The sequence below is a fragment of the Pontiella sulfatireligans genome (assembly GCF_900890705.1).
Lineage (GTDB): Bacteria > Verrucomicrobiota > Kiritimatiellia > Kiritimatiellales > Pontiellaceae > Pontiella > Pontiella sulfatireligans.
Window position 1 is genome coordinate 945,925 of the sequence record NZ_CAAHFH010000001.1, and the last position, 26,935, is coordinate 972,859.

The window sequence follows — 26,935 nt, forward strand, 5'->3', positions numbered from 1 at the left end:
TTTCTTGGACATGCGAAAGCGTTCTTCCTCCTCTTTCCATACGCCCATATCGACCTATGTGGGTCGAATCCCTTCCTACCGCTCCCAAAGACAGTCTATGTGCAAATATGTTCATTGTGAATGACGGGGAAATTGGTGATTCCTGGACACGCGAAAGATTTTTCCATTCATCCGTGGTTTCGGGGAAATCGGTGGATGATTTCTTCCGGTACAACCTTTTAAGTTTTACAGAATACTAGCCAAGTTAAGCGGGAGGGGTGTGGAGAAATAAAAAAACCCCGCCTAAACGACGGGGCTTCGATCAATCGTGCGAATTGACCTAGACAAGGAAGGTGCGGCGAATGGCGATCAGGCCAACACCAACCATAGCAACCAAACCGAGCGTAGCCGGTTCCGGAATAACTGAAACGGACAGATTGCTTAGTGTATATTCATTTGTTCTAGTTGGATCCGAGTCCAATTTAAACCCGATCGCATCGATGGAATCAAAGGTCAGTCCGGAAGCAATATTATTCGTCACGCTCACATCCCCCCAGTCCATGAATGTCGTGTAGCTATCGGAACCCGTCCGGGTAATGCTCAACAGTACATCCTCAGTATCCAACTTCTTGGACCAACCTTCATAGCCCAATACCTCTCCCGTCGGGATGGCTGTTGATCCTGTGGAACCACCATCAGTAAAACTACCAATCACGGTGATAGCGGTTCCAGACGGTTTGTAGCCCAGTATCATGGTGGTACCGGCGGGATTGTCCCAGTCCAAACGAGCAGCGATCGATGCTCCTGAACCTGAGTCCATGAGCCCAAAACGAAATGCCTCACCAACCCGTTTAGTCGGGCCATTGTCGGCACCTACTGTAACGGTAAAGGACATGTTGATCGTCTTGCCAACATCAAAGGCGTCGCCGAGGCCACTGTCCTGATACACTTGGGTGTTGGCGGTCTGTGTCACGGTGTAGCCGGTGGCACTCTCACCAGCGAGAGCCGTGGCTGCACCATTTGTAGTCCATGTGCTGCCCAGCGAAATCGTTCCCGCATGGGCGGCTCCGACCGACAGCATTGCAATGAGTGCTATGAATTTCTTCATTTTATTCTCCTTTTGTTCTTATGTTGTTCTTCCAACCCGCACCCCGCCAAATACGGGATGCTGCGTTGGAAGACCCAATCAATTTAATCGGCCAATTCGACCTTCAGGCTCATGAACTGCTTGTCTTCAGTGGCCGTTGGAACGGTGTTGGTCACGGTTTCGAATCCATCGACCACTCCGGAAACGGTTTCGGCCGTATTCGTGTTATCCAAACCACCGAACATCAGGTCCGTTCCGTCCATTACCGTGTAGATCAGCTTAGGGTCAGCCGGATTCTGGCGGTTATAGATATAGTTCAGGAAGCCGCCATTCACGTCGGATTTCGGCAGGTAAACATCCGCATCATCCACCAGCGGATCGCCACCCACGGCGTATTCCAGCAGGTTTTCCATGCCATCGCCACCACCTGGCTCCGCATCATCGTTGGGACCATCATTTCCGGCTGTAAGACCTTTGTCGGCGGCCCAGCTTGCAAAGGTCACGTCAAAGTTTGGATTGGTGATTACGAGCTTCATGTTGCTGATGACCAACGCATTGTCTCCGGTCTGCCTGAAGCGGAAGCCGAGTTCGTCGAGCGAGTCCATATCCGCCGAGATGGTCAAATCGTTCGTCACCGACAGGTCGTCATAGCTCATGATGGCCACGATGTCGGTCGGCGAAGTACGTTCCATGGAGATCACGAAATCCGCTGACTGACCGGCTCCACCAATTACAGTGCCCGGGATTCCAACCGAGTCAACCGCACCAGCTATTTTCCCGACATCATCCTCGTCACCTGCACTGAGTTTACCAAGCCGTATATACGTTGCGTCCACCGCACCCCAATCGACCTGGAAACAGACACCGTTATCGCTTCCGATACCCGAATCCCACATCGCACCCTGTAAGCCCGCACTTTCGGCATTGAAGGCCATGGTCGAACCCGCACCCGCCGTAAACGACCATGTTGCGGTTTCGCCCACCTGGAACGGAGCATTGAAGGAATTCGTACCCGTCTGGTACATAAAGCGCTTCGATGCGCTGTTGGTCATTTCGACCGAGAACCCGTCGGCGGAGGACGCCAGCACCGCCATGTTGCTTGTTGCAACCTTAAAATCCCAATTGCTTGAGAATGCAACTTCACCAATCGGAGCATTGGTAATTACCGGCGGCTCGATATACTCGGCATCCACGGTGTATTCCAGCTTAAATCCGCCGAGGCCCGAAAACGTGGTATTGTTGGTTTCATATACGGACATGAACCAGGTAGCCGTATTGTCCAAGGAAAGCTGTTCCAGCCCCATGTTATCAATAGTCTTCTTGAATCCATTATCCGTTTCTGTGAAGGCATACACAACCGAACCATCGCTAAAGAGGGTTTCCTCACCCGCCTGGTTGTTCCACCACGGGCCCACTGAATGCACCTTTAGATCCATCAGCTTATTATCCGGATCGACATAGGATACCTTAACCGTGACCATTTCGTTGGTATCCAACCGGCCTGAATTTCCGTTGGTTCCTGCCAGGAAGGTATTGGCGATAACCATCGCATCGTTGGTTTCCACGGCGGTGACCGTGAAGAGGACATTGCTTAGTTCTTCGTAGTAATACGGTGCTCCGAAGCTCCATGAATATTCGGTCGGAGTTGCACCTGAATTGGTGGAAACATTTTCTGCCCAACCCTGATCCCGCACAGCGCTATCCCCGCCGAGCTGGTACGTGAGGGTGGTACCCGCGGAGGGGGTAATCACGTTGATCTCATAACCCAAATTCACATCGAGGTCGTTAATTACGACATAAAAATCGCTAACCGACGAAAGTTCAGCGCCCCCCGTATAGACAAAGTTAGCGGTGTAAGCACCCCAGGTCATTGTCATGTCAAACGTCTGAGCAGCGGTGTGAGTCACGCTCAGGTTAAAAGTGGCCGTGTCACCGACATACCTCAACCAATTTTCCGTCCCCGTAACCCCCGCCGAAGTGATCTCACCCGATTTTCCGGTCGTCTCAATCTTAAAGTCCGATGCACTGGTAGCAGCCGCATCGCCACCAAACTCAATCTTCGGGTTGAAATCCGGCAAGTCAAACTGAACACCAAACGCCTGGGCACCATCGCCAAACCCGAATTTCAGACTGTCATTAAGAGACCAACCGGTACCATTTCTTCCAATGTTATCACCCACTGTGGTCGGATCAACCGCCACGGTCTGAAGCGTAAATTCGATATTAAACGTCTCGCCAATTCCCAGCGGAACCGCCAACCCCGTGTCTGAATCCGTGAGAGCATAACTATCTCTAAGATCCGCGCCACCATTAGCATTGGTTATCGAGCCAGAAACACTCGAACCTCCATCGAGCAGGATCGCACCCTGCGCCACCGAAGCCGCCAAAACGGCTAAACTCGCCATCATCATTCCTATCTTTTTGTTCATCATTTCCTCATCTCCTGGTTATCTGGTTTGCAACGTATGGATTTAATCCCATATCAACTATAATAAAGGTCTGCCCGGAAAGCCGGATCTGAGCACAAACCTCTTCTCGTCTTGCATGATCTACGGTGGAGACGGGAAAAGGTTCAGAAACTGGACACGGGATAATACATTTTATTCCGCCTGATTATATCAAGTCCCTTTATTCTTCCTCCTATGACCCGTTTCCCCTTGTAAATTCATAGATATGGTTTTCCTGGCGCTGCTATTTGGCTGGAAATATTTTTCGCGGAAAAAAAACACATATGCGATTCCGCTTGCAACCGGGCGGGCGCAATGAAAAGAAATGGTTTCCTGAAACCGGCGGAGCAACGAATGGATGACACCCCTGAAAAGAGACTGGAACAAGACTTCCAACAACGGCAGGAAACCCTTTACGACTTCTATAAGCCCGCCCGCCCTCTTCTTTCCGAAGAAGAAATCCAATCGCTGACACCCATCTATAATTCGCTATTGGCAACGGACTCGCGCTACGGAGAACAAACCCTGCTCGCCGAAGGGGGCGAAAAACGCATTTTCCGCACCTATGACCGCAGGCTGGATCGCTTCGTTGCCATGGCATACGCCCTTCAAGGCGAGAGCATTGAAAACCAGGAGCAGTTCCTGCGCGAGGCTAGACTCACCGCCAATATCGTCCACCCAAACATTGTGCCGATCCACAACATGGGCGTTGATATTGAAGGGAAACCCTTTTTCTCCATGGAACTGGTTCCCGGCGACAGCCTGGGTGACATTCTTAAGAAAATTGAGCGAGACGAGTCCGACTATCGTGAAAAATACACGATGGACGTCCTGCTTGGCATCTATCTGAAGGTTTGCGACGCGATCGCCTATGCCCATTCGCGCAAGGTGCTTCATCTGGATATCAAACCCGAAAACATACGGGTCGGACAGTTCGGCGAAGTGCTGGTGTGCGACTGGGGCATGGCAAGGATCATCAACCAAGAGGAAGAGGAGACGCAGCCCGGGCAGCTCGATGCCGACGTACTGAACGACATGACCCTTTCCGGAACAATGAAAGGCACCCCGGGCTTCATGGCTCCGGAGCAAACCGTACAAGGCGGCGAGAAAACCCCAAAAACAGATATCTATGCCCTGGGAGCCCTTCTATATAAAATTCTGACCGACGAGATTCCCGTGCTCGGAAGCAGCGCCAATGAAGTGATTGAAAACACCCAAGCCGGGAATATTATTCCGCCCCGCAAACGCCGAGCCGACCGGCACGTGCCCAAAGGTCTCGCCGCCGTAGCGATGAGGGCCATGGCTCTCGACCCTGCCGATCGCTATGGAAGCACCCAGGCCCTGCAGATGGAAATCCGTCGCTATATGACCGGTTTCCCGACCGACGCCGAACGGGCGGGACCGATCAGCCGGCTGAGCCTGCTGACGCTGCGACACCGTATGCTGACCCTGTGGTTCCTGATCTTCTTCGTGGTGCTGAGCGCCGTCGTGAGCGCCAACCTGATGATCATCCAAAAAAAACACTTGGAAGCAGAGGATGCCCGGCAGACGGCGGAAAGAAACTTTGCCCTCTACCTCAGCAAGGAGGTCGAGGCGGAAGAACTCGATGCGGCGCTTGAAAGCGCATCCTTCCTGACCTCAAAATCCCTAGGCGTGCTCTACCCCGAGGAGCGTCTGAAGCTGCTGGAGGAAATCGATTTGACCGGCATGGCCCCCTCCAAAGCGCAGATCATACTTGAGCGAATGGGACACCTGAAATTTATGCTGCAACGCTTCAACGCGTCCGCGACCACTTACGGGGAGCTGGAGGAATCGCCCGAAACCGAGCCCCTGTGGCAACTGGCAAAACGCTACGGGACCATCAAGCCCCGGGATCGGGATCTCTTGCCGGATCTACAGCTCGCAGAATTGCTCTCTCAAAGGAACACCGTGAAAAGCAGCATGGCCTATCCGATGTACCACTACCACACGGAAAGAAAGAAGCGCTTCAGTCCGAAAAGCTACATGCCCTTGGCCAGCATCATGCTGGGAAGGGTGAACGGAATCCACGATGAAACCATCCCCCACGTTAAGTTGACCCAAACGGAGGAGGGCTACCATCTGGATCTTTCGGAAACCCCGTACACGACCTATTCCGTGCCGATTGTAGGCTCCTACCGCAAGAATATCCTGCAGCCGCTGCATCTGCATTCCCTGGACATCAGCAATTCCACGATGGCGCTGGTGAAAGAAGTGGTAAATCTCCAGCTTAAGGAACTCCGAATGGTCAACGTCATGCTGGAACCGCGGGATGGACTTCCGAATATGCTGAACAGAATGGGCGTTGAAAAGGTGATCCTTGGCGAAGGCGATTATCCGAAAAAAATCATCCGGAAAATCCAATCATTAGGCATACAGGTGGTGGAAGAGGATTCGAATACCGAACATTGAACTTCCAACATCGAAATTTGAACGCTCGGCTCCTAATTTTCGACGTTCAACGTTGTGCATTCGGAGTTCGATGTTCGTATTTATTCCAGTTCCTTCCTGAGTTCCTCGATCTCGGTGATCAGCCGCGCCTTGACCCGGTTCCTCAAACGATACACGGAGTTTTCCTTCAAATTCATCTCCACGGCAATTTTCGGAATGCTCATTCCATCCAGGTTCAACTGAAACACCTTGATGGCCTTTCCCGAAAAAAGCGGCCGAATGTTTTCCAAGGCCATGTTTGCCAGATGAACGCCCCATTCCCGCTCAGCAATCTGCTCAATATCCGGCAGGCGGATATCTTTCAGGTAGGCCATTGCGTCCTCCTTGGCGGCCATTTCGAATCGCTCGGTCTCCACCGAACGTTTCCGGATGAAATCGATTACGCAGTTCCGGGTCATCGTGCTCAGCCAGCTTCTGAAGCGCCGAATTTCTCCCATATCCTGTTTCGAACAACAGTCCATCAGCTTGATCAAAACCATCTGGACGAGGTCTTCGGCATCGGCATCCGAAATATTCATATTCCGGATGATGGCATAAATATACCGCCGGTAGATATCGACAAACTCTTCCCAAGCCTCGTCATCCCCGCAATCCCTGATTCTGCGTATCAGTGTCTGGCGCGTATTGTATTCCTCACCACTCATTGTTCCTAACGTACCTTGCAGGCGGCTATTTCGGCAATCTTCTGTTTCAATGCTTTTTCATAGGCTGCCATGCGTTCGGTCTGTTCAGGATTTCCGGCCAGACTCCGGGTTTCGAGCGGATCCTTTACATAATCGTATAACTCGATGAAGGCGGGCTCGGCTTGCATGCCGAAGCCTAGGGCTGGATAAAATCAACCTCCCCTCTGGATATCTGTTATTGTAAGGAGGGCACGGTTGAAGCACGAGACCTGCCCGCCGCTTCGGCTGAAAGGCATCTATTTCTTCAGCTCCTGCCGCAATGCAGAAAGCTGGTCGCTCATCTTTTTTACGACCCCGGCATACTCCGGGTTTTCAGAAATGTTCGTATTCTCGGCCGGATCTTTATCCAGATTGTAGAGCATTCGGGCATCCACCTCGCCGGTTTTGTAGTTATACCATTCGGTATAGTTATACGTTGCAGATACGACTGACTCGCCCTTTTGGAAGCGGCAAAATGCATATTCCTTTACCGAGCGAGCTGGGTTCTGCAGCACCGGCACAAAGCTCGTCCCTGCCAGATGATCCGGCTTTTTTATTCCAGCCAGATCGCAAAGCGAGGGGTAGATATCGATAAACTCGGTAATCGCTTCCGTTTGCAACCCTTGGCTTAAACCGGGTGCACTGACGATTAGCGGGGCATTCAGCACGCGGTTAAAATTGCAGTGCTTGGCCCACAATGAATGCTCACCGAGATGCCAACCATGATCGCCCCACAGAATAACGATGGTATTTTCTTTCAGGCCGAGCGCCTCCAGTTCATCAAGCAGTTTGCCAACCTGCGCGTCGACATAGCTGACACAGGCATAATAGCCATGGACCAGTTTCTTTTGCATGTCAGGGGGTACAGGCCCCTTCTGCGGAACATCCAGATAGTTGCGCAGTTCCTGCCACTTGTGCATGGCCTGCTTCGGCGCGTTTTCAGGTTTATACTGATTATCCGCCAGCTTAATCTCATCGTCACTGTATAGATCCCAATATTTCTTCGGCGCACAAAACGGCAAATGCGGCTTCCAGAAACCGGCCGTCAAAAAGAACGGCTGATCCTGTTTGCTCAGGCGTCGCATATCCTCAATGACCTTCTGCGTCAACCGGCCATCAGGATAGCCTTCGTCCGGCACATCCGCCGCTTCAACCACTGGAGTTTTAGCGCGCTTTTCCCCCGGATTTTGGGCTCCATATTCTGCAATCAATCTCCCGCTTTCCGGTGATTGATACATTGACCATTCTTCGCCAAACGTTTTGTTTCTAGGAGGATCAAACAAGGGCTCGGACCATGCTTTGAGATCATCATTCGCATGATGATAGATTTTCCCGTTTGAAAGCGTGATATAGCCTTGCTCCCTAAACCATTTTCCAAGGCTTGGAACCGAAGGCATATCTTCATCTTTTTTAGCAGCAAACCCAAGAAAACGATCAGCCGTCGGACGAACTCCGCTCAGCAGGCAGGCACGCGATGCACCACAAACCGGCACATTGCAATAGGCACGATTGAATACCACCCCTTCAGCGCAGAGGCGATCCAGGTTGGGCGTCTTCATGTTGTCCTGCCCAAAGATATTTCCCTGCAAACGGAGATCATCCACCGCAATAAACAACACATTTTTCGGCGCGACGGTTTTAGCGCTTACTTCTGCCCGGCACGAAAAAACGGAACAGGCCGCAATCACTGCGGCGCTCAAAAAAACAGAACGACTGGTTCTCATAATTTCCTCAGATTTTTTTACAGGATTACACCTTGCCGCGCCGCGCCTCGAGCTGGCCGCGGATCTCGGCTGCTTTTTCGGCATTAATCGGAAAAAACTTAATCAGTACAATCGCCAACACCAGCGCGACGACCGGAATCACCACATAGCCGATCCGCATTTTCAGATAGACGGACTCCGGCTGGGCCCCCTCAAGCGCAGCATTAAACCCGGTGAGTTCGAGCAACGGCCCCGAAATGAGGAAGCCGATGCTAAAGCTCAGCTTAAGCACCCAGGAGAAGATCGAGGAAAATCCACCTTCACGCCGCTCCCCGGTTTTCAACTCATCCATATCCACGATATCCACCTGCATCGACGGAATCATGAGCCAGAGGCCCGCATACCCCATGCCGATGAAAGCCGTATTGATCAGCATCAGGTAGGGATATTTCGGCGTAAACGTCCACCAGGTGGTTACAGCTGCAACCAAGACCACGCAAACGGAAATCAAAAGACACTTGTTCTTGCCAATATGCTCAGACAGGCGTCTGTAAATAGGAATGAAAGAGAGGCTGAACACCGTATAAATCAACGTCGACCATCCCGAGATCATCGCGCTGGCTTCCTTGTCTCCACCGAAGACATAATAGGTGCCAACATATCGCCCGTAGCTATCGAATATCGCCGTTCCCAACAGGAAGCTAAGCGTAATAAAGCAGAGTATGATAAAGGGTCTATTGCTTAAGGTTTCCTTCAAGCTGCTGATCAGACCGATCTTCTTCTGTCGCGAACCGATCGTTTCATAATATCGTTCCTTCACAAAAATCGCGGGAACAATCCCGAAAACAAGAATGATCGCCGCAATGATGAGACTGACATAGCGCATGCCGATGGCCATGCTCGGCTCACCGGTTACCGAACTGGTGAAGACCGGGCGCAGGGTAATCCACCAGACCCACCCGTTGACAAACCCAGCCATGGTTTGGAAATACCCACGTACCGCCGTCACCCTTGTGCGTTCATTATAATCCGGCGTCATTTCCAGCAGCATGCTGTTATACGGCATGGCCCAGATGGTGAAGCAGGTATAGAAGAGCATGCCGAAACCAATCACCCAAAACATCGTCGCCTCGGGGCTGAGCCCCGCCGGGAACCAGAAGATCAGCGGATACGTGATCGCCGACAGGATGGCACCGACAAACACAAACGGCCGGCGCCGCCCCCACCGGGTACGTGTGTTGTCGGAGATCCAACCCATGATCGGATCAATGATGCCGTCCCACAGGCGCAGCGACATTAGAATGATCGACACGTAAAGAGGTCGCATCCCCATTTCCATGTTGAACAGCGGATAGGCAATGCTCACCAGAATCCAGACACTGAGCGTGTCCACCGGCCCGCCGATCGCGTAAGCCAACTTGCGAGAAAACGGTACCCGATCTTCCGCCGGAACCATGGGTTCAGTTTTATATTTCATCGATATGCCCTTTAGTCTGTCGTTTTAAGATCCCCGAACGAACCCGGAAGTTCGACGAGATAGTTCTTCAGCTCCGCCTTCATCTGCTTGAGAAGGGCTTCATTTTCAGGACGGCCGGCCAGGTTCTTCATTTCCTTCGGATCCATCTTAAGGTTGTAAAGCTGATCCGAATCAAAGTAGGCCTCCGTGCGGCCATAGCTCTCATTTTCCGCCGTTTGGCCGCCCGGTACCGTGGAGAAATGACTAAAGGGCGCGGCCGGATCATAGTTCGCGGGCTCCGCCTTCATGCGGAAACGGGTTTCATTGTATGCTGCAAGGGTCCGCGTGCGTTCTTCCATGCTCATGTTCTCCGCATATTCGGGATAGCGGATCGCCATGTATTTGTAATCGCCCTTGATGATTCCGCGGGCATAGCCCAGCTCGAAAAACAGGCTGTCATGGACTTCCTCTTTCTCCCCATCGAGAACCGGCTTGAATGATTTTCCGTCAAACGTACCGTCAGGCAACTCAACCCCGGCGAAATCAAGGATCGTGGGCGAAAAGTCGATATTTTGTATCTTGGCATGGCTGGACGAACCACACGTAAACCCCTTGGAGCGCCATACGAGACTGGGGTTTAATATACCGCCCTGATAGAGATGTCCCTTCGCTCGCTGCCCATGATCGTTAAAGAAGAAGATGATTGTATTATCAATCAAGCCATGCTTTTCAAGGCGGTCCAGCAGTGCGCCGAGCGCATCATCCATCCAGAGAACAAGCTCTTTCCCATATCCTTCAACGCCCGCCTCCTTCAACCGGGGCTCCAGCGTATCGCGCGGCGGCATTACATTGGGCGCTTTATCCATAAAGCCGTATGCCGTTGCAAGTGGATCCGCTTTCCATGAACGCTCTGCGTCCGACGGGGCATGCGGAACGGTCGTAGCGAAATAGAGGAAAAATGGGTCGTCCTTATAGCGGTCGATAAAGTCGATGCCGCCTTGGGCAATCCACTCCATGTTCTGCACCGCCAGCTGCCCGAGCCCGATGTAGCTCGGATTGTCAAAATAGATACTCTCTGCAAAATCGAAGCCGGCATCCAGAATGGCCTGCCTGGTTTTTTGATAGTTGGACTCCAGCTTCCGAGCATTCTCCGGCTTGCGCGGATCGTCCCAATAGTCATCAAAATGTTCGAGCCCCCCCACTTCGTAGACATGGTTTTTGCCGACCATGCCGGTTTTATAGCCGGCGTTCCGGAGATAACCAGGCAGCGACTTATCGCTTGCGGTGATAAACGTGTTCCACTGGATGACCGTCTGGCCTCCCTCATTCTTGGTTTGGGTCACAAACTTCTCATTAGTCGCCCGACTCGCAAACCGTCCCGTGAGACAGTTGTATCGACTCGGCGTACAGAGCGGGGAAACCACGTATTGGTTCAGCAGCACGGTGCCTTCTTCCGCAAGGCGGTCGAGGTTCGGCGTGAGGTTTTCTCCCCTGCCATCCGGCAGGCAGTTAAACATCTCGGTATACATATCATCCGCAATGAAAAAAATGACATTCGGTTTATCCGCAGCGACTGCACCGACCGGCAGGACGGTCGCAATACACAACATGGAAAATAGAATAGTGTTAAGAGGTTTCATCCTGATCCTTTTTCTAACAGGTCAATTATTTGGATTTTTTTAAAATCGCCAGCTTCATCAACTCAATCACATCGTCCGCACCACCCGGAACAGACAGGAGGCTGAACCGCAGATCCTGCCCGCCTTTTTCCAGATTGATGCTGCCCACCGGAACCTTACCCTGCCCGGCAGGCAGAGCGGCTTCCAGTACGGATGAACCCACTTCAAGCCGCACACGGGTTCCCTTCATAAATTTCTTTGCTTCCAAAACAACGTCGTACCGCCCTGGCGAGACCACATCCACAAGAATGGTCTGGGCATCGCCCGGAGCTTTCCAACCTTTGGAAAAATAGTTCATGGAAACCACGTTGCCTTCATCGCGCACCGACGAGCAGAATGGGATATGAGAGCCGGCCAGCATCTCCCCCACGGTGTCGTATGCATCATATTCCGGATTGCCGATATGGAACCGCGGCTGCCGATAGCAGTGGCCGGTCGCCACCATGTCTTCATAGGATTTCTGCATCTTTTTACCCATTGACAAAGCCACCTCGGGGTGTTCAGACGCAATATCTTTCTTCTCACCGGGATCCGCAGACAGGTCGTAGAGCTCCAGCGATTTGTTACGGTATTTCACTACTTTATATGAACCCTGATACAGGGAGTTAATCTGGTCGTTATAGGTGACATCCGCCGGATCCAGCGCACCGTTTCGCGACCACCCGTCATCCTTAAACGGATACCAATGGGGTTTGAACAATTCTCGTGGCTCGTTCCAATCGGCCTGTTTACCTTCGATAAACGGCATCAGCGATTGGCCATGAACCGGCTTCCCGTTCTTTGGCATGTCGACATGAAGCGCATCCAGCATCGTCGGGAAAAGGTCGGTTACATCGGCCAACGCACCGACGACCGACGGTTTGAATTTTCCAGGCCAACGAATAAAACAGGGTACCCGAGTTCCATTTTCCCAGATATTCCCCTTCTGGCCGCGCATTCCGGCACTGCGTTGCGTCATCTCTTCTTTGGACAACTCGCCGGCATTGGGGCAGCTTTTATTGGGTCCATTATCGGTCATGAAGACAACCAGCGTATCCTCTGCCAAACCGGACCGATCCAGGCTCTCCAATAAACGCCCGATCTGGAAATCCAAATGATCAATCATGCCGTTAAGTATGGCAAACCGGTCGGAACATCCTTTGGCTTTATATTTCTGGATGTACTCTTCCGGCGCCACCCATGGGGCATGGGACGACATATACGCCATGAAAAGGAAGAACGGTTGCTCCCCGCGATCCTGCTCGACAAAATCGATGGCGAGATCCGTCAGGCAATCGGCCGCATATCCTTGGGTCTTCATCAATTTTCCGTTGTGGGAAATGAGGGTGTTTTCATGCCAATAGAGTTCCGACATCCAGGCATCGTCAAAACCCCTGTTCCACGGCAGCCAAGCGCCGGCGCGGCCGGAATGCCATTTACCGATCATACCCGTATCGTAACCGGCATCGCGCAGCACATCGGCGAGGGTAACTTCATCGAGGTTTAGATAATCCTGACCTAGATGTACCCCCCAAACGCCGGTTTCATAATGGTTGCGACCGGTCAGGAGCGAAGCACGCGTCGGCGCGCAGACCGCGGCGGAATGGAACTGGTCGAGCCGAACCGATTGCGCGCCCAAACGATCAATGTTCGGTGTTTCCAATACCGGATTCCCATGAAGCGAAAGATCTCCATACCCCTGGTCATCCGTCAGAATGAACAATACATTGGGTTGTTTTGCACCGGCCAACGAACCGGCAGTCAAAAGCAGAAGACACAGAAGCTGCTTCACAGTAAGATGCATCCCTTTCATCGCATTTGCTCCTCGCTGACTTTATTGGCTTTACCACAGGTTCCACACTGCTCATCCAGCCAAAGAATATTGGTTACGATCCGAGGATAATAACAGCTGCCACGTGCTTTGCCGGAAACAAACTGATCGGAACAGGCATACGCGGCTGAACCCTTGACTTGCCAATCCATGTGCGCCTCGTCCGATCTCGGATCAACGGAAATGTTCAGAACCTGCCGGGCAACATACTGGCAAAGGCCGATCTTGCTCATCCATGAGTTATCCGCCGTCGAGGAAAGTTTCCACCCTCCATCCTCATACAGGCACACGCCCGTCTTAAGGATGTTGAGCAAATGTTTTTGAAGGGTGTAAATATAGTCGCTAAACGGACCGTTGAACGAAACCATGGCTTCCAATCCCATTTCATGAGGAAAGATGAGCCCCTCGATGGCCGGAATGATGGCACTCTCGTTTCCGCGTTCCAGCACGGCGGGAATAAAGCCCAGCTGATCATCATACGCCGCAACCAGAGTGGCCGCGCAACGCTCAGCCGCCACGTAGGCCTCGTCGGCCTCATCGGCCATTCCGAGTTGTTTAAACAGATGATTCAGAGCCAGGTAAGATGCCCAGCTCTTACCGGCCAGATAGGTATTGCCGCGCGACTGCCCCAGAGAATGATCCAGGGAGTCGTAGGTGGTTATTTCTCCGCCCGGCCAGGTCTTCGAACTTTCAAACGCCATGATCCCATTGCGTTTCTCGGGGTTCGGATTATCGCGGTTCAGAAGACTGGCGAAACATTCGAGCAGCACCTGACGGTGTTTTTCCAGGAATTGGAAATCGTCCGTTTGAGCAAAGTAAACCCCGGCGCAGCAGATCCAGTTGGTCAGCTGTTCGCACGACATAAAGCTGAAGCATTCGCGATCCAGCCCCTTCACCTCATAACTGCTCTGCCCATCCGGCGTAAAATGGTTGGCTACGCCCATGTCATGCGTAAACGTCAGCCCGCCCGGATACATTTTTCCGGGATGGTCCGGCAAAAACAGTTCATCGTAATAGCTGTACTCAGCAACAAACTGCTCCAGGACATTACGAACCGTCCACGGATTAAAGCGCATTTCATAGAAGAGCATGTCCACCGTCAGGTCGAAGGTGTTCATCATGCGGAATTCGCCCTCGTTGACCACCCAACGCGGCTTGCCGCCGTCATCGAACCACTGCGTCGATCCATAATAACTGTGGGTGGCATGGGCGATCAGGAATTTCTGAGCATCGCTGAGCTCCGCCACGTGCAGCTCGCGGTCGCGCGCCACAGCTTCGTCCAGGTAATACTCCGCATGCTCCAAAGCATACCCAAGGACATTTTCCACGGATTGGAAATAGCGGCTGTACCAATACTTCATCGGCTTGCCGTAGGTGACATTTCCGCCCAGATAAAATCCGTAGGCAATCAGGAATTCTCCCGTCCTTCCTGCGGCCACATCGAACAACAACCCGGCTGTATCGCCCAGTAGAAACGGATCGGCTTCGTTGGGAAAACGCAGGGCATCTTCAATGCTCCAGTGTACAAATGGCTTGGCGGATTCGCAGGTGGCAAAGCCCATGGAGTCCCGGTGGATTCCGCCAACCATTCCATCCGACTCGAACAGCCGCCACCGCTCCCGTTGTTTAAGGGGGAAACCGCAGAAGACCGTGGTGTCTTCCGAGCCGGATCGATTGTCGAAAGAGAGGCGGATGAAACCAGCCGGACAGCTTGCACGCCGCTGGTCTTCATAGGAACTGCAGGCAGGATCCGGCAGCGAATAGAATGGATTGATGATTTCAATCTTGAGGTTTCCGGCTTCGAAGCGGTCGGTTGCCCAGTCATAGGTACGCTTGATTTCCGCAGCTGGTATAAGACGATGCGTCTCTTTGGCCGCGCCCTCCTCGATCTGGTCCACATAACTGGAACGGTCATCTTCCTGGATACCAAGCAGGGGAAGTTCATTGATTACGCCATCGGAATCGATAAAGCCGACACTCAATCCGCCCTCGCCCGGCAGCGCAGCTTCCGCGGCCAGGCCACCGGATGCACCGAACATGCCGAAGGTTAATGTGGCGTATGCGCCCATTGGAGAATGATGGGCATGAAAAGAGGTCTGTTCAGGTTTTAGTTTCATGGCGTATAGTTCGGATTGGGCACCGCTGCGGGGGCGCCGGTATGTTTTTTCCAGTCGGCCAGCTTTCGTTGCAGAACAGCCGTTTTTTCAGGATTGGATTGTGAAAGGTCGTTTTCTTCGCCGGGATCGGCCGACAGGTTGTAGAGTTCCACCTTGCCGCCATCGACATGCTCAATCAGCTTGTAGTCGCCCTGCCGGATGGCGTTACGCCAGCCTTGGAACCATTCCCCTTTATCTTCGTTGAACATCGTCCAGTTTGGGAAGAACCAATAGATCGCGTCGCGCTCCAGCGTTTCATTTCCATTGGGCAGCAGGCACGGCCACAGGCTTTCGCCATCGAGAATTTGGGATGTTTCGGGTTTACCGCCCGCGAACTCGACAAACGTGGGATAGAGGTCGACGCCGATAATCGGCTCCTCACAAACCGTTCCGGGCTTTATTTTTCCAGGCCAATGGAAAATATACGGCACCCGGATTCCACCTTCATACAAATCTTTTTTCATTCCTCGGAACGGCACGTTGAAAGCACTGAGCGGATCTTTCTTGCCGCCGGAGGCATAGCCGCCATTGTCGGAAGAAAAGACAAACAGGGTGTTCTCCAACTGGCCCGTCGACTCCAACTTCGCAATCAGCCGCCCTACGCTGTCGTCCAGGCTGGCGGTCATGGCGGCGGCCTTCAACACAACGGGATTCGCATCAGCGCCGAGCTTTTCGCGAAAGCGGTCGAGATATTCCTTTTTTGCCTCCAGCGGAATGTGAATGGCATAATGCGCCAGATACAGGAAGAAGGGTTCATCATCCTTCCTGCACGCGTCAATGAATTCCAGCGAGCGGTCGGTCAGATAATCGGCCAGATAAACATCCTTCGGAATATCGGTCTTCGGGATGGTCTTAAAACCAAAGTGCTTCTTTCCGGCAGATTCGATCGCCAGATCAAAGCCCTGTCGGGACGCGTGGAACTCCTCGCCGTGCCCCATGTGCCACTTGCCTAGGAAGGCCGTCCGATACCCCTCCTTCTTCAGGGCTTCCGCAATGGTGATGGTGGACAGATCCAAGTCGTGCTTGTTTTTGGGATAAACCACCTTGATGTGATTCTTCTGCGACTTAAACCGGTCCTGCACCCGGAGAATCCCCGTGCGTGTTGGATACTGCCCGCTAACAATGGCCGCCCGCGAAGGCGCGCAGTTTGGCGCGCAGGCATAGCCCTGCGTAAAGCGCATGCCCTCGCGCGCCAACCGGTCGATGTTCGGGGTTTCCGCGAACGTGCTGCCGTAGCAGCCGAGACCTCCGTACCCAAGGTCATCGGCCAACACAAACACAATATTGGGCTTCGCCTGCACCCCGGCCGCCTGCATACAAAGCGCGGCCAAGGCACATCCAAATAGTTGGATTGAAGTTTTTCGCAACCTATTCACGCGCATCTCCCTGATTTTATTTTAGACCGGGTCGCAGGCTGCGAGTAGGTCGTCGAGTTTCGCTGTTGCCAGACAGATGTGTGCATCGGCCGCGCCGTAATAGATCTTCACCATTCCGTCGTCCTCAACAATCCCGGCCATCGGGAACACCACATTGTTGCGGAAACCGCCATCGGTCTCGTAGGGCAGATCCGGGCAAATCAGCGGCGCTTGGCCCAGGCCGATCAGCTTGGTTGGGTCTTCGAGGTCAAGCAAGGCAACGCCGGCGTGGTAACGATGCTTCCACTTATCTTCCCATCCGTTCTTGCCGCGGGCTGGATCATAGTCCACGCCGTGGATCAGCAGCAGCCAACCCTTGTCGGTCTTGATCGGCGGTGCCCCCGGGCCGTTCTTGATATTCGCGTACGGCATGTCGTCAACCATGATTAGCGGCTGGGCTTGGCCCCAATGTACCAGGTCGGGCGAGGACGTGACCCAGGTGTTAAACGGCTGGCCGATCCAATGGTCGGTTTCATTACTGAAACTGTCAATGCAGTCCCCCCAGAACGGACGTTCAAGGCGGTAGTATTTTCCATTGATCTTTTCCGGGAAAAGCAGGCTGTTTCGGCTGCACGGAAGCGACATATCAACCAGCTCAAAGTTCTTAAAGTCATCTGTAACAAAGATGGCTGCGCGCGGGCCATGGGGTGCTCGATCTTCGGTGGTCCCCGTGGTTGAAGCGCAGCAGGTCAGGTAGTAGCGGCCTTCAATTTTAATGACACGCGGATCGTACACGCGACCGACATCTTCGGTCTTGTATTCAAAGATCGGCTCCGGTGCGACCTCCCAGTTGATGCCGTCATCTGAATGGGCAATACCAAAATTGGTATCATCCGGATGTTGTTCCACCAGCTCGCCACTGTAAAAATAGTCATTGCGGAACACCATGGTGTACGTATCGTCCTCTTTCCAGACAGAACAGTTAAACACCAAGGCCGCTGAGTACGGGATATCCTTCCCGCTCAAAACCGGGTTGCCTGCATATTTTTCAACAAACGGCGCGGTCTTAAGCTCACCGAGCGGCTCGATTTTTCTGAATCCATGAAAGTCCATATAAACTCCTTTAGTTGATTGTAATCAATTTCTTCGCACCGCCGGCTTCCAGCGTCAGCGGGACGGTGATGGTTTGGCCATTGGCCTTAACCCGAACCACGTATTCGCCCAAGTGGCCTTTGAACTGCATGGTTCCATTCTTACCGGTAAAACCTTCTTCCCGGGTCTTCCACCTGCCGTGCACCAGCTTGCGGTACATCGTTGCGCAGGGTTGCTTCTCCCAACCGAACGTGGTCGGATTTTTGGAATAGCCCTCCTTGAAATTTTTATAGAAATAGTTGTAGGCATGCCAAAACTGCACCCCTTTAACGTTGGGGTGGGAATAGCAGATGATGAGGAAGTCCCTGAAGAAATCGGAGATCAACTGCGGATCATTGCTCAGAATATCCAACTCCGTCACCTGAATGGGCAAGTCGTACTCCGAGAAGCTTTCCAGGTGTTTATAGATGGTTTCGGGATCCACGGGAGTTCCTGGAAAATGGCCCTGCAATCCCAATATGCCCAGCGGCGCACCCTGCTCCAGCAACATCCGGATACGCTGGTGATGGACATCCTGTTTTTTGCTGCCGACGGACGGGGCCGTCAGGATGGCATACTCATTGATCGCAAAGAGTCCGTCCGGATTGGTCTTCTGCGCCAGCTTGATCCATTCTGCCATGATGCCGTAATCCAGTTTCTCCATGATTTCGTTTTCCGGAATGGATTCATTAACCACATCCCACTCGTCGAAATAAGCTTTCGTCCGCTCAACGCCATCCCTCACGCGCTCGTAGGTGGCCTGGCGAATGGCTTTTTTGTTGAGCGGTTCTTCCGCCAACAGCTTCTGTACGGCCGAAGGGACGTTTGCAGCGGAGGGCCATACCAATACATGCCCTCGCGTTTTAAGATGGTTTCCCCTGATCCATTCAAGAACAGGCACCGCCACCTTTTCAAAGTCGTAGTCCTCCCCCCACTCGCCATTCATCGCAAACCATTTAAGTGTATTGCCGAAAGAGACCTCATTGAAATCGTGTTTGATCCGTTCGCGCAGGTTCACATAGTCCGGGTTCCATGGCGTAAGCTGCCGGGCATTAACCGAAGTGCCGAACTCGAACTGGTGCCTCTTCAGCACCACCTCAACTTCAGCGCCCTCAACGGCCTTGCGATGCCCATCAACAATCTGGATCGAAACGGGAGCCATACGATGTTTTTCGATACGTTTCAGCGCTGCCTTTCTCCAGGCGGCATCGGACTCGCGCCCCGGATAGGTTGCCTTCGTTTTGGGTAGCTTGCTGATGTCGTACCCTGCCGGATAGCGGTAAACGGCCGCCTTCGCGATCTGAAGGGTTTGCGGAACATGGCCGACATCAAACATCAGGAACACCGGATGCCCGCTTAAGTCGACCGGAACAGAAACAGAATAATAAAAGCTCTTCCAGCGATGATCCGTCTGGAGGGTAATCGCATCCACCAAACCCGCCCCTTTAATCAGATCCCGTTGTTCATACGAGAACGCAGAATCTTCACCCCACAAATTCTGAGGAGAAAACGCCACCGGCACATCACACTCACCGCTCTCATTTTTTGTCTCGGGACACCGGGCAACAATATGGATCAGCAGCACGTCGCCTTTATGCACTTTTTCCGCAGCCGCCACTTCAAACCGGACAGACCAAGGGCTGCCACGATGGTCATTCCGAATTTCCACCGCCTTTTTGTATTTGCTGTCAGATAGATCGACCAAGCGGAAACTGTCCTGTGCTGTTTCCTGTTCCTGGAACGTTGACAGGAAGAGATCCTCCAGGATATTCCGGTCTGCATCCATGGCCGCATCACCCACTCCGGCAATTGCGCCTATGCACGAACAAAGCAGTGCAGTCACGGCTGCCATCAATACCCATTTTCGTAAAACAACCATATTCAGTCTCTCTTGTCCTTATCTAAAGATATGTAAAAGCTACAGCCCAAAGCCCCATCTGTCCATGTAGGCCATGGCAGAAGATTTGTGATATTTGGTTTCTCAATAATCCCCGCATAAACAAACAATCCCAAATATCACAAATATTTGCCCATCCCATTCATTGTCAACCAACCGAAACAGGAGTTTACTTCAAAAACAAAAGGAAATCCATTTGTTGGAAATAAACCCGGAGACCACTCATGAGAACCACAAAACCTAAGAACCCGTTCCGAAACGCCGTGATTCATGTCTTTGCCGGACTCTCAGTCTTGTGCGTTTTTCCAAGCTTTGGAAATAACCAGGCACAAGGCAAACTGAACGTCCTGTTTATCGGAGTGGACGATCTGCGGCCGTTGCTGAACTGTTACGGCGAAACGCAAATGATCACCCCCAACATCGACCGTTTGGCAAAACAGGGGCTGATGTTCAATCGCGCCTATGTTCAGCAGGCCATTTGCTCAGCCTCGCGCGCCTGCTTGCTGACCGGTTGTCGCCCGGACACCACGGGCGTGGACTACCCCTACCCCAAGAATTGGTTTGAGGACTTCGTGCCCGAACACACCACCATTCCGACCTTTTTCACGCAAAACGGCTACTACACGCGCACCCTGGGTAAAATCCACCATGGTAAAGAAAACTTCGACCGGGGCCTGACCGAAGCGAACTACCGCGCCACCGTCACCGAATACAAGCTGCCGGAAAATGAATCCAAATACATGGTCGAGCAACCCAACGGGAAAAAGAAGCGTACCGTAAAAAACGTGAAACCCTGGGAACACGCCGATGTTGAGGACGCACAATTTATCGATGGCCAGATGACACAGGAAACGATTGCCACCATCCGCCGAGCCGTTAAGCAGGACAAGCCCTTCTTTATTGCACCGGGTTTCACCAAGCCGCACCTGCCGTTTGTCTGCCCGAAGAAATATTACGACCTCTACAATCCCGAAGAACTAACCCTCTCGCCCCACCCGGTGCGTAATAAGGAAAACCAGCCCGATTTCACGATTGCCGGCAATTCCGGCCCCATAAAATGGTGGAACTTTCAGGACGGCATTGACGATGACAACGCGCGTCAGCTAATTCATAGCTACTATGCCTGCGTCAGCTTCATCGATGCGCAGGTTGGCCTGCTGCTCGACGAGCTGGAACGGCAAGGCATTATGGACAAGACCATTATTGTCTTCTGGTCGGATCATGGCTGGCATTTGGGCGACCATGGCAACTGGGGCAAGGCCACCAATTATGAACTGGCCACCCGCTCCCCACTGATTGTTTCCGTACCGCAAATGACCAGCAAAGGCCAAAAAACCGATGCCCTGGTGGAATATGTCGACCTTTATCCAACGCTCACTGAACTGGCCGGACTCGAAGCCCCCGACTGGCTCGAAGGCAACAGTTTTGTCCCGCTGCTCGACGACCCAGCCCAGCCCTGGAAGCGCGCGGCCTTCAGCCAATACCCGCGCGGGAGCAAGGAGGGCTATTCCGTCCGCACCGAGCAATGGCGCTATACGGAGTGGCGCGATCAGAATGGGAAGATAGTTTTTCAGGAACTCTACAACTCGGAAAAGGATCCGATCGAAGCCAAGAACCTTGCGCCTTCGCCGGAATACAAAGACCAGCTGGCCGCGATGAAAAAAGTGCTGGATGAAGGGTGGAAGCAATCGCTGCCCCCGGAACGCCCCAATTAGCAGCTTAGCTCACAATGCCATGGACATGACTGGATAATATCCTATGATTTTACGTGTGCAAAAGAGACCAAACCAAGCGTACTAACGAGATGAACATTGTAATCCCAGAGGAGCTGCAACACTGCTACCATCACCGCGCCCTGGGTGCTGGCACGGGTGATTCTGCCGAATATATTGCTGCTGGATTGCTCGATAAAACCGGTTGGAAAAGCAAATACATCAATGTAAGGAGCCCATTCTATACCCTCTCGTATATAACCCGGGGAAAGGGACTCTACATCGACAGTGCAAAGAAGGAATACAAAATCACCGACGGCACCATTTTTCACCGTTTTTTCGGGCGGACTCACACCACATTGATCGACAAAAGCCATCCATGGCACGAATGCTGTATTGTTTTCAGCCCGTCGCTTGCAAAATGCATGGAAAAAACGGGCATGTTCGATCCACAACGACCGACTGAACACATCGGCCTGTCCCAAATCTGGGTAGACCGCTTCGCTGAAATCTGCCGAGCCGTGCGGGATTCGCGGGAGGATCAATTAAATCTGGTGCTCGTTAAAATGATGGAGCTTCAACAGAACCTGATGCTGCTCGCTCGCGGCGGCTTTAAGTCGACCGATGAAAAGATGATCGATGACGCACTGATCATCATCGACTCGCTGCTGCACACTCACATCGACTTCCAACAGGTCTGCAAGGAAAACGGCTGGGGCTATGAAAAGTTCCGCAAAACCTTCAAAGCCATCACCGGGATGTCGCCCGGGAAATATTATATCCGCCAACGCATCAATAAAGCGCAGCACCTACTCGTTACCCACCGCGAAAAGAACATCGAAGGTATCGCCATTGAACTCGGCTATACCGATGTCTACCAATTCAGCGCCCAATTCCGAAAATACACCGGTACCTCCCCCAAAAAGTTCAGACAGGGCATCTTGGATTCCGTCCACGAGGAATGACCAAATATCACAACCAAAATGCCAGCAGGCGCATTGGTGCACAGGTCTAGCAGGGTTATAAACGTTGGATGTTTTAAGGAAATCCTTATGACGCCCATGACCTGACTGAGTGTGAATTCCGCCAATGAAAAAAAGACCCCTCAATGTTATCTGGATCACGACCGACCACATTCGTGCCGACGCCATCGGCGCCCTCGGCAACCCGGTTGTGCAGACGCCCAACCTCGATAAACTCGTCAACAACGGAGCCAGCTTCACCAACTGCTTTGCACAGAATCCGCTCTGCATGCCCAGCCGCTGCTCCTTCATGACCGGCTGCTACCCGCAGCAGACCGGCGTCATGGAAAACGGGCAGGAGCTGCCGGCCGACTTCGCGCCGACCATGGCGCGCAGCTTTGCCAACGCTGGCTACCGCACCTTGCAGATTGGCAAGCTGCATTTCCAGGGACACGAAGACCACGACCTCGACCCAAGCCCGCGCAACACCTACGGCTTCGATATTTTCCAGGCCCCGGAAGAACCGGGCTGCTACGAGGATGCCTACCGCACCTGGCTGCGCGGCGAATATCCGGAGCTGGTCGACACCTTCACGCTTCCGCGGCCAATGTCGAAGGAGCGGCACAGTGAATATTCCGAGTTCCAGGTATTGGATGCTCCGTGGCAGGCTTCGCACAGCGGATGGATCGCCACGCAGGCCTGCCGCTACCTCGGCGCATGGGGGCTCCGCCAGGACCCGCAGTTCATGCATCTCGGCTTCGACGCCCCCCACCCGCCGATGAATCCCACGCGCGAAATGTTCGAGCCCTACCGCGACCAGGAAATGGATCTGCCGCTGCACCATTCCAATGATTGGAACGATCCGAATCAGTGGAGCGCGGACCATTTGCAGGAATACCGCCGCCACTTCTACGCCATGGCCACCGGCGTCGATATGGCCATCGGCAAGCTGATCGACCAACTCAAGGAACTTGGCGTCTACGAAGATACCCTCATCCTCTTTAACTCCGACCATGGCGACCTGTGCGGCGACCACGGACGGATGGGCAAGGGTCCGAGTTTCTACGATTCGATTATGCGGGTTCCATGGACGATGCACTGGCCTAACGGGCTCGGCACGCCGGGCCGCCGCATCGATGGATTGGTGGAGATGATCGACGTCCTGCCGACCCTGCTGGACCTGACCGGTACGCCGTTGCACCCGGCCATGGCCGGGCGCTCCTATGCCCGGGGACTCCTCGACGGCAGCGAAGTGAAATGCCGAGACGATGTCTATGCCGTGCATGGACCGGGGCATATTATGCTGCGAACGGAAGAATATAAATATCTGCGTTATGTCGAAGAGAACGGCCATCGCGAAGTGCTCTACGACCTGCAGGCCGATCCCGGCGAGTTCAAAAATATGGCCAACGGGCTTGAAACCCTGCCGGCGCGCGAGCTCAAAGAACGCGCCCTTGCACGAACCATCGAAGCCTCCCGCTCTATCCTGCCGCGCCGCCTTCATTTCTAAAACAAGCGCATAATAACACGATGGCTTATCAGCCGGGCGGGATTTATTCCACCGGGCTGTTTTGTTTTCCAGCCCCTGGAAACCGCAGAAATCCGCGTTACCAAACATCACAAACCTTATGCCATACGTACCATGGACGTTCGGCCTTCTCATGGCTAATCATGGCACTATAGAAATACAAGCAAGGTGTCCCGGTGAGCCTGTTACACTTAGGCTGTTCGCTCCAAGGAAGGATAAAAGCCTTAGCCACCTGTTTCATCAGGCTTGTGCAAATATAGATCTGCCCGAATGAATCGGGCAGGCAAAGATGGAGTTGAAAGATGAAAAAAACAGCGGTAATTCAAATAGCAATACTCGCATTCGCAGTATCGGCCTCGGCCGCAGTCCTTGAAGACTGGCAGATGAACGACATCGATGGAAGAAAGGTTACAAAGCTGAATAACGACGCAGGCACAGCAACGTTTGCTACCGCTAATGCCGGCGTAACCGTCACAAACGGCCACCTAAGGGCTTCATATTTTGTATCCAACTACGGCCTTTTATCTAACGCGGAACTGACCACACCGGATTTGACCAGCGGCTCCTACACCGTCGAAACCAAATTTATCAGCGGCAGCACCGTAAACTCAAACGGCCTTGGCGGAAGTTTCACCGTCGGCTTATCCGACATAAACGGGGATGATAGAACCGACCTGTGGAGCATTGGGCTGATTAACAAAGCCGAGGGGCTACGTTTGCAGGTGAAGGTCGGTACGACTCGAACCGACGTCCACTATTTCAATTCGCACACTCTGACGAATGATCTGGTTGTGCGCGCCGTGGTGGATCTGGATAACGACCTGCTGGACGTCTACTACACAATCGGCACCAACTCGGAACAATCGTCCCTGGATCTTTCCGTCAACGATGGTGCGGTCGATGTGGTCCGGCTCAATGTGGGCAACCAGAAGTATGTGGCCGGAGATCATATTGAGATTGATTACCTGACATTTTCTGATAGCGCATCCACGAATACAGGCCCTGCCAACACGGTGGTCCTAGGCGGGCCAAACACACGACTCGCAGGCTGGTGGGAGATGTCGCCGCTGCCTAAGGATACCGGCGTTCCGTCGGCCGACTTTGTTGCTATGGACACCAATGGACTGATCTTCACGGTCTCTGCGGAATCCGTGAATGGAAATATTTACGCTCTCAATACCGGCATGGGTGTAACCGGAGGAACAACGAACTGGATCGACAGCGTTCCCGATGCGGAATCCCTGAAATTGACGCTGGCCATCGAAGGCGGTTCGGTATCCAACCTTTCGGCATCATTCGGCTTTGGTAATTGGAACAACCCGCAGTCGCTCAGTGTTTCCGATGGAACCACCACAACCAACCTAATGGGCCCATTTGCTCTGGATGTGGATGTTGCTGAATATGGTGCCGGCAATGTACTGGAAAACTTGACCGCTCTCTCGGAGACCAATATTTCCACGTGGTCTATCCACTTCACGGGAAATGCCGGAACAACGAACGGCATTTATCTGAGATCGTTGATCCTGAGTTATGACTATGCCGGCGGCACCGCGCTCCCCTATAGCCAGTGGGCCCTGGATCATGATTTGGTTGGCGCCGGCGCAGGATATGCGGTCGACCCCGACAAAGACGGCTACAACAACCTCTATGAATATGCGCTGGGCGGCAATCCAACCAATGCGGCTGAGATGGGCATCTCCCCGACCATCGAGGGGCTGGACTATGTCTATATCAAACGCAAAACAGCCACCACAGATGGGCTGAACTACAACCTTGAGCTGACGCCCAATCTGGCAATAGGCACATGGACCAACGACACATCTAAATATGCCGTAACGGGTACGGGCGAAGTGGATAGCGATTTCGACGCGGTCACCAACCGCATTTCCACTGCTGCCGACGACCAACAGTACATTCAGCTGAGGATCATCAAAAACTAAACGGCGATACAATCTCGTGAGGCGCTACGCCTCGTGAAGATTAAGTCACTTGAACTTTCCCCGAACGGATCGGATAGAAATAAAAAAAGGATAAGAAATATGAAAAAAGCAGGTCTAATAGCTATTGCAATACTAGCGGTCTCGATGACTGCCTCGGCGGCCATCATTGACTACCAGTTCGGCGACTCGTCAGGAACTGAGCTGAAGCAATCCGTGAGCGGGGGCAGTCTTACCAACAACTTTAACTCCAACATTGCTGGTATTGCTCAAGATGGATCCAGCAACATGGTGTTCGCCCCTACAGTGAATGGCGTAGGCAGCTCCGTTTCGGGAATGGGGCTAACCTCCGGCACCGTTACAATGCAGTTTCGTATGGACAGCTGGTCCATGGCAGCCGCTACAAGTGGCGCGGGATTCCAAATCAATCTAAAGAACTCCGCCGGTACCACCACGAAGGCGACCTGGATTAAAAAGAACACGACAACGCAATTGCAATTTGTCGACTCTACGAGCACAAAAACCACCGCTAATGATTTTGCCCATGCATCAGGAACCGACGGAGCCATTATGAAAATGGATTTCGATTTGGATGCAGGCACGCTGTCCACCTCTTGGAAAATGGATAGCGATACTGTCTGGACATCGACAACCACTGGGGTTCCTGGATTGACGGATATCGCTAGTCTTAGCTTTTGGATTCCAGCCGCCAAAGACTGGAACGGCACCTCCAGCAATATGGATTACCTGACCGTTGTTCCGGAACCGGCTGTACTATCACTTATTGCATTGTGCGGAGGCGGACTGCTGTTTATCCGGCGCCTGGTTCTGTAGCAGCACTCCCCCCTATATACGACTCCCTGCCTGCGTGGGCAGCGCATTTTAAAATACGTGGAGGCCTCCCGGTCGCCACGGCTGTGCGTATGAGGCTGCTAAATTCACTGGATGTTTAAAGAAGAGAATTA

At 52.9% G+C, this 26,935-nt stretch carries 18 protein-coding genes; 6 read left to right on the forward strand and 12 right to left on the reverse strand.

The window, feature by feature from the left end; translation table 11 throughout:
- Nucleotides 1-319: 319 nt before the first annotated feature.
- Complete coding sequence (locus SCARR_RS03355; RefSeq protein WP_136060103.1) at nt 320-1,087, reverse strand: PEP-CTERM sorting domain-containing protein; 768 nt, start codon at nt 1,085-1,087, stop codon at nt 320-322.
- Between the two features lie 83 nt (nt 1,088-1,170).
- Nucleotides 1,171-3,498 carry a hypothetical protein gene (locus tag SCARR_RS03360; protein ID WP_136060104.1) on the reverse strand — a complete coding sequence of 776 codons (2,328 nt, stop codon included), beginning with the start codon at nt 3,496-3,498 and terminating at the stop codon, nt 1,171-1,173.
- 330 nt (nt 3,499-3,828) lie between these two features.
- Between SCARR_RS03360 and SCARR_RS03365 the strand changes: the two genes are divergently transcribed.
- Complete coding sequence (locus SCARR_RS03365; RefSeq protein WP_136060105.1) at nt 3,829-5,943, forward strand: serine/threonine protein kinase; 2,115 nt, start codon at nt 3,829-3,831, stop codon at nt 5,941-5,943.
- A gap of 80 nt (nt 5,944-6,023) precedes the next feature.
- Here SCARR_RS03365 and SCARR_RS03370 read toward each other — a convergent pair whose 3' ends face one another.
- From SCARR_RS03370 to SCARR_RS03410, 10 genes are all read right to left on the reverse strand, one after another.
- The gene (locus SCARR_RS03370; RefSeq protein ID WP_136060106.1) at nt 6,024-6,626 is read right to left on the reverse strand and encodes an RNA polymerase sigma factor; all 603 of its coding nucleotides are present in this window, start codon (nt 6,624-6,626) and stop codon (nt 6,024-6,026) included.
- 5 nt (nt 6,627-6,631) lie between these two features.
- Nucleotides 6,632-6,793 carry a hypothetical protein gene (locus SCARR_RS28030; protein WP_168432961.1) on the reverse strand — a complete coding sequence of 54 codons (162 nt, stop codon included), beginning with the start codon at nt 6,791-6,793 and terminating at the stop codon, nt 6,632-6,634.
- Between the two features lie 108 nt (nt 6,794-6,901).
- Nucleotides 6,902-8,368 carry a sulfatase gene (locus SCARR_RS03375; protein ID WP_168432962.1) on the reverse strand — a complete coding sequence of 489 codons (1,467 nt, stop codon included), beginning with the start codon at nt 8,366-8,368 and terminating at the stop codon, nt 6,902-6,904.
- Between the two features lie 25 nt (nt 8,369-8,393).
- Nucleotides 8,394-9,824: an MFS transporter gene (locus SCARR_RS03380; RefSeq protein ID WP_136060108.1), complete on the reverse strand. Its 1,431-nt coding sequence runs from the start codon at nt 9,822-9,824 to the stop codon at nt 8,394-8,396.
- 11 nt (nt 9,825-9,835) lie between these two features.
- Nucleotides 9,836-11,443 (reverse strand): sulfatase family protein, encoded by a 1,608-nt coding sequence (locus SCARR_RS03385; protein ID WP_136060109.1) that lies wholly within the window; start codon nt 11,441-11,443, stop codon nt 9,836-9,838.
- A gap of 25 nt (nt 11,444-11,468) precedes the next feature.
- A complete protein-coding gene (locus tag SCARR_RS03390) occupies nt 11,469-13,274 on the reverse strand; it encodes an arylsulfatase (protein WP_136060110.1) in 1,806 nt (601 codons plus the stop codon).
- Nucleotides 13,271-15,409: a glycoside hydrolase family 52 protein gene (locus tag SCARR_RS03395; protein ID WP_222846163.1), complete on the reverse strand. Its 2,139-nt coding sequence runs from the start codon at nt 15,407-15,409 to the stop codon at nt 13,271-13,273. Before SCARR_RS03395 ends, SCARR_RS03390 begins: the two co-directional genes overlap by 4 nt.
- Nucleotides 15,406-16,824 (reverse strand): sulfatase, encoded by a 1,419-nt coding sequence (locus SCARR_RS03400; RefSeq protein WP_168432963.1) that lies wholly within the window; start codon nt 16,822-16,824, stop codon nt 15,406-15,408. The genes SCARR_RS03395 and SCARR_RS03400 overlap by 4 nt, the downstream gene beginning before the upstream one ends.
- Before the next feature lie 21 nt (nt 16,825-16,845).
- Nucleotides 16,846-17,916: a glycoside hydrolase family 130 protein gene (locus SCARR_RS03405; RefSeq protein ID WP_136060112.1), complete on the reverse strand. Its 1,071-nt coding sequence runs from the start codon at nt 17,914-17,916 to the stop codon at nt 16,846-16,848.
- 10 nt (nt 17,917-17,926) lie between these two features.
- A complete protein-coding gene (locus SCARR_RS03410) occupies nt 17,927-19,813 on the reverse strand; it encodes an endo-1,4-beta-xylanase (RefSeq protein WP_136060113.1) in 1,887 nt (628 codons plus the stop codon).
- 242 nt (nt 19,814-20,055) lie between these two features.
- On the opposite strand from SCARR_RS03410, the gene SCARR_RS03415 reads away from it, so the two are divergent.
- The 5 genes from SCARR_RS03415 (at nt 20,056) to SCARR_RS03435 (ending at nt 26,804) form a co-directional block, all read left to right on the forward strand.
- On the forward strand, nt 20,056-21,546 hold the full coding sequence (locus tag SCARR_RS03415; protein WP_136060114.1) for a sulfatase-like hydrolase/transferase: 1,491 nt from the start codon (nt 20,056-20,058) through the stop codon (nt 21,544-21,546).
- Nucleotides 21,547-21,635: 89 nt separating this feature from the next.
- Nucleotides 21,636-22,508, forward strand: coding sequence for a helix-turn-helix domain-containing protein (locus SCARR_RS03420; RefSeq protein ID WP_136060115.1), 873 nt, complete (start codon nt 21,636-21,638; stop codon nt 22,506-22,508).
- A 124-nt stretch (nt 22,509-22,632) separates the two neighbouring features.
- The gene (locus SCARR_RS03425) at nt 22,633-24,015 is read left to right on the forward strand and encodes a sulfatase family protein (protein ID WP_136060116.1); all 1,383 of its coding nucleotides are present in this window, start codon (nt 22,633-22,635) and stop codon (nt 24,013-24,015) included.
- A gap of 320 nt (nt 24,016-24,335) precedes the next feature.
- The gene (locus tag SCARR_RS03430; RefSeq protein ID WP_136060117.1) at nt 24,336-25,973 is read left to right on the forward strand and encodes a hypothetical protein; all 1,638 of its coding nucleotides are present in this window, start codon (nt 24,336-24,338) and stop codon (nt 25,971-25,973) included.
- Nucleotides 25,974-26,072: 99 nt separating this feature from the next.
- Nucleotides 26,073-26,804 (forward strand): hypothetical protein, encoded by a 732-nt coding sequence (locus SCARR_RS03435; RefSeq protein ID WP_136060118.1) that lies wholly within the window; start codon nt 26,073-26,075, stop codon nt 26,802-26,804.
- Nucleotides 26,805-26,935 lie beyond the last annotated feature (131 nt).

Coding starts and splice junctions, on each gene's coding strand:
- SCARR_RS03395 (WP_222846163.1), bottom strand. CDS start 15,409: ATGAAACTAAAACCTGAACAGACCTCTTTTCATGCCCATCATTCTCCA.
- SCARR_RS28030 (WP_168432961.1), bottom strand. CDS start 6,793: ATGCAAGCCGAGCCCGCCTTCATCGAGTTATACGATTATGTAAAGGAT.
- SCARR_RS03385 (WP_136060109.1), bottom strand. CDS start 11,443: ATGAAACCTCTTAACACTATTCTATTTTCCATGTTGTGTATTGCGACC.
- SCARR_RS03390 (WP_136060110.1), bottom strand. CDS start 13,274: ATGAAAGGGATGCATCTTACTGTGAAGCAGCTTCTGTGTCTTCTGCTT.
- SCARR_RS03435 (WP_136060118.1), top strand. CDS start 26,073: ATGAAAAAAGCAGGTCTAATAGCTATTGCAATACTAGCGGTCTCGATG.
- SCARR_RS03430 (WP_136060117.1), top strand. CDS start 24,336: ATGAAAAAAACAGCGGTAATTCAAATAGCAATACTCGCATTCGCAGTA.
- SCARR_RS03420 (WP_136060115.1), top strand. CDS start 21,636: ATGAACATTGTAATCCCAGAGGAGCTGCAACACTGCTACCATCACCGC.
- SCARR_RS03365 (WP_136060105.1), top strand. CDS start 3,829: ATGAAAAGAAATGGTTTCCTGAAACCGGCGGAGCAACGAATGGATGAC.
- SCARR_RS03410 (WP_136060113.1), bottom strand. CDS start 19,813: ATGGTTGTTTTACGAAAATGGGTATTGATGGCAGCCGTGACTGCACTG.
- SCARR_RS03425 (WP_136060116.1), top strand. CDS start 22,633: ATGAAAAAAAGACCCCTCAATGTTATCTGGATCACGACCGACCACATT.
- SCARR_RS03405 (WP_136060112.1), bottom strand. CDS start 17,916: ATGGACTTTCATGGATTCAGAAAAATCGAGCCGCTCGGTGAGCTTAAG.
- SCARR_RS03380 (WP_136060108.1), bottom strand. CDS start 9,824: ATGAAATATAAAACTGAACCCATGGTTCCGGCGGAAGATCGGGTACCG.
- SCARR_RS03355 (WP_136060103.1), bottom strand. CDS start 1,087: ATGAAGAAATTCATAGCACTCATTGCAATGCTGTCGGTCGGAGCCGCC.
- SCARR_RS03370 (WP_136060106.1), bottom strand. CDS start 6,626: ATGAGTGGTGAGGAATACAATACGCGCCAGACACTGATACGCAGAATC.
- SCARR_RS03360 (WP_136060104.1), bottom strand. CDS start 3,498: ATGATGAACAAAAAGATAGGAATGATGATGGCGAGTTTAGCCGTTTTG.
- SCARR_RS03415 (WP_136060114.1), top strand. CDS start 20,056: ATGAGAACCACAAAACCTAAGAACCCGTTCCGAAACGCCGTGATTCAT.
- SCARR_RS03375 (WP_168432962.1), bottom strand. CDS start 8,368: ATGAGAACCAGTCGTTCTGTTTTTTTGAGCGCCGCAGTGATTGCGGCC.